Origin of the sequence: Mesorhizobium silamurunense (assembly GCF_014843825.1) — a bacterium.
Classification (GTDB): domain Bacteria; phylum Pseudomonadota; class Alphaproteobacteria; order Rhizobiales; family Rhizobiaceae; genus Mesorhizobium; species Mesorhizobium silamurunense.
This window is the reverse complement of sequence record NZ_JHQR01000325.1, coordinates 1-3,131: the sequence shown is the minus strand read 5'-3', so window position 1 is coordinate 3,131 and position 3,131 is coordinate 1. Positions and strand designations below refer to the sequence as shown.

At 64.5% G+C, this 3,131-nt stretch carries 3 protein-coding genes, 1 tRNA gene and 2 pseudogenes; 4 read left to right on the top strand and 2 right to left on the bottom strand.

All coding sequences use genetic code 11. The annotated features are described in order from the left end of the window. Positions 1 to 255, top strand: a pseudogene (locus DH10_RS31305) (DUF882 domain-containing protein); the annotation flags it as partial. 79 nt (positions 256 to 334) lie between these two features. After that, a tRNA-Gln gene (locus tag DH10_RS31300) sits at positions 335 to 408 on the top strand. Positions 409 to 650: 242 nt separating this feature from the next. Here DH10_RS31300 and DH10_RS31295 read toward each other — a convergent pair. Beyond that, a complete protein-coding gene (locus DH10_RS31295; protein ID WP_192252432.1) occupies positions 651 to 1,289 on the bottom strand; it encodes a 2-dehydro-3-deoxy-phosphogluconate aldolase in 639 nt (212 codons plus the stop codon). A 159-nt stretch (positions 1,290 to 1,448) separates the two neighbouring features. On the opposite strand from DH10_RS31295, the gene trhO reads away from it, so the two are divergent. Further along, on the top strand, positions 1,449 to 2,378 hold the full coding sequence (gene trhO / locus DH10_RS31290; protein WP_192385702.1) for an oxygen-dependent tRNA uridine(34) hydroxylase TrhO: 930 nt from the start codon (positions 1,449 to 1,451) through the stop codon (positions 2,376 to 2,378). A 17-nt stretch (positions 2,379 to 2,395) separates the two neighbouring features. On the opposite strand, the gene DH10_RS31285 is transcribed toward trhO, so the two are convergent. Next, positions 2,396 to 2,755, bottom strand: coding sequence for a YybH family protein (locus DH10_RS31285; RefSeq protein ID WP_192252437.1), 360 nt, complete (start codon positions 2,753 to 2,755; stop codon positions 2,396 to 2,398). Between the two features lie 195 nt (positions 2,756 to 2,950). Here DH10_RS31285 and DH10_RS31280 point away from each other — a divergent pair. Next, a pseudogene (locus DH10_RS31280) lies at positions 2,951 to 3,131 on the top strand (tellurite resistance TerB family protein); the annotation flags it as partial.

Genomic DNA, 3,131 nt, shown 5'->3' with positions numbered 1-3,131 from the left:
ATGCGGCCTGAGCCGAAGGCGATGGTGGTGGCGGCGCCGCCGCAGGCAGCGCGCTGGGCGCTCGGCAGCGGCGAGAACATCGCCGCCGTTTCCGATCCGACGACGGCGCCGCGCTATGCGTATAACATCGTGCACACGCCGCCGAGCGAGGTCTACACGGCCGGATTCCAGACGGATCCCCAGGTGCCGGACGCCAGCCGGTTTACCGGTAACGCCGTGAAGTTCCTTTCGGTCGCCCGCTTCCAGACGAAATAGCGAGCCTGTACCGCAAAAGCCGCGCTGGACAACAGCGCGGTTTTTGCCTCTCATGCGTGCTTGCCTTGACCTCCCGATCTCCCGCTTCGTCTAATGGTAGGACAGCGCCCTTTGAAGGCGTGAATCGTGGTTCGAATCCATGAGCGGGAACCAGTCGGCCGCCGCAGTTTCCGGCTTGTCATGGCCTATGGCAGCTCAAAGACGGCGCTCAATGCCATCACGGTGACCTTCGCCAGGGGGCGTGCGCCGCGCGCCGCTCCCGGTTACAGCGACGGATCTCAATGGAAATAGAGCTCACCGCCGGCGGCCGAGATCGTCGTGCGCCTCGCCATGCTCGATTTTGGCGGGCCGACCGGTGGCTATTTCGATCAGAACGGTCCGGTGCCTTGGGCGAACTATTTGACGAGCTTACTCGCCTCACGCGCCAGCGCTTCGATCTCATCCCATTTGCCGGCCTTGATGAGATCGTCGGGAGCGACCCAGGAGCCGCCGACGCAGATCACATTGGGCAGGTTGAGATAGTCGGCGGCGTTCTTGGCCGTTATGCCGCCGGTCGGGCAAAACTTCACGTCGGCGAGCGGCGAGGCAAAGGCCTTCAATGAAGCGATGCCGCCCGACTGCTCGGCCGGGAAGAACTTCAGGAAACGCAGGCCCGCTTCGCGGGCGGCCATTATTTCGCCGGGCGTGATGGCGCCGGGCAGCAGCGGCACCGGGCTGTCCTTCGCCGCGTCCAGGAGCTGGCTCGTAATACCGGGGCTGACGATGAATTTCGAGCCGGCGGCTGCTGCCTCGTCGAATTGCTTCACATCGAGAATGGTGCCGGCGCCAACGATTGCGTCCTCGACCTCGGCCGCGACGCGGCGGATCGCTTCCAGCGCGTCGGCGGTGCGCAGCGTGATCTCGATCGCCGGCAGGCCGCCGCGCGAAAGCGCGCGGGCGAGCGGCACGGCGTCAGCGACATTGGCGATCTTGAGCACCGGGATGACTGGCTGGCCGTTGAGGAGTGACAGGAGCTTTTCGGTCTTGCTGGTCATTGGCTTGTCTCTCCGTTCCGATCGATTTCAACCGATTAGCAGAAGGGGTATCCCAAGTCCACGAAGGCAGGCGTGTCGCGATGTCACGCAGGGATCGCAGCACCGGCCCGAATTTCCTCCGCCTTGAAACCGCTTTCACCACGGTCTAGTGGCATAGCCATGACAACAAGCAGAGAAATTCAGCCAGTCCGCGTCGCCGCGCTTTACAAATTCACGCGGCTCGACGGGTACGAGGCTTTGCGCGCGCCGATCGCCGCCTTCTGTTGCGGACGCGGCATCAAGGGCACGCTGCTTCTGGCGCATGAGGGCATCAACGGCACGGTGGCCGGCAGCGAGGAAGCGCTCGCCGCCTTGATCGACCACCTCCAGGCAATCGAAGGGCTGGCCGGGATGGAGGTGAAATACAGCAGCGCCGCCGACATGCCGTTCCACCGCATGAAGGTGCGGTTGAAACGCGAGATCGTCACCATGGGCGTCGACGATCTCGATCCGGCGACCAGCGCCGGCACCTATGTCGCGCCGGCCGATTGGAATGCGCTGATCTCGGATGCCGACACGTTGGTGATCGACACGCGTAACGCCTATGAAGTGTCGATCGGCACCTTCAAAGGCGCGGTCGATCCGCGAACCGCCAGCTTTCGCGAATTTCCGGCCTGGGTCGAGCAGCACCGCGACGAGCTCGAAGGCCGCAAGGTGGCGATGTTCTGCACCGGCGGCATCCGCTGCGAGAAGGCGACGGCTTATGTGAAGTCGCTGGGCTTCAAGCACGTCTTCCATCTCAAAGGCGGCATCCTGAAATATCTCGAAGAGGTGCCGGCCGAAGAGAGCCTGTGGCAGGGCGAATGCTTCGTCTTCGACGAGCGGGTATCGGTGTCGCATGGGCTGGCCGAAGGTGAAGCCGAGCTCTGCCGCGCCTGCCGGCATCCGCTGACCGTTGAAGACCGGCTCTCGCCGAAATACACGGCTGGCGTTTCGTGCCCGCGTTGCTCCGAGGCGCGTTCGGACGAGGACCGCGCCCGCTATGCCGAGCGTCACCGCCAGGTGGAACTGGCGCAGGCGCGGGGCACCAGGCGCCACATCGGAAGCTGAGGCGTGTTGTTGGAAGCTCAGGTCACCGAATAGCGGTCGATCACCCAGAGCCACGTCCCGTCGTTCTGACGGCGGGCGACCTCGGTCGTTATGCCGCCATCGGGCAGCTTCGTCGATGTGAGCGCCAGATTGCCGTTGACGAGGGCAGGGCGTCGCTCGCCACGCTGGAATTTGAGACCTGTGGCGAAACTTTTCTCGAAGAGCCCGCAGATTGCTTCCCGGCCGCGGGTCAATTCGCCTGCACCGCTGTCGACGACGGCGTCCGGCTCGAAAAGCGCCAGCATGCCCTCGATATCGCCGGCCCATTGCCGCTCGATCAGCATGCGCTCGAGATCCTGGGGATCGCGCGCCGGTTCGCGGCTTGCTGCGTCCGACATTGAAATTGCCCCTTCGAAAACTGTCCGCGATCTTAGTCGAAGTGCCGGTTGCGTTCGACACCTGGGCTTCCGCCCCAATGCCGGCAGCGGGCTAAAACATCCGTCCGTCATTGTAATGTCAACGCACGGGGCCTACGTCTTGCCGGTCCGAAACCCGCCCGGGCGCATTCGGCCGGGCCAATTCTGGAGGCATTGATGCTCGACCCCAAGAAGCTGCTCGACGACCTTCTCGGTTCGCAAATTCCCGGCACGGGATCGACCGTTCGCGACAAGGCGGGGCAGGCGGTGCAGATGGCGAAGGACAATCCGCTCGCCGCCGGCGCGCTGGCCGCGGTGCTGCTCGGCACCGGCACCGGACGGCAGGTGACGGGCGCCG

What these genes read in the sequence shown, in the direction of transcription:
- DH10_RS31295 (WP_192252432.1), bottom strand. Translation starts at nt 1,289, where the DNA reads ATGACCAGCAAGACCGAAAAGCTCCTGTCACTCCTCAACGGCCAGCCA.
- trhO (WP_192385702.1), top strand. Translation starts at nt 1,449, where the DNA reads ATGACAACAAGCAGAGAAATTCAGCCAGTCCGCGTCGCCGCGCTTTAC.
- DH10_RS31285 (WP_192252437.1), bottom strand. Translation starts at nt 2,755, where the DNA reads ATGTCGGACGCAGCAAGCCGCGAACCGGCGCGCGATCCCCAGGATCTC.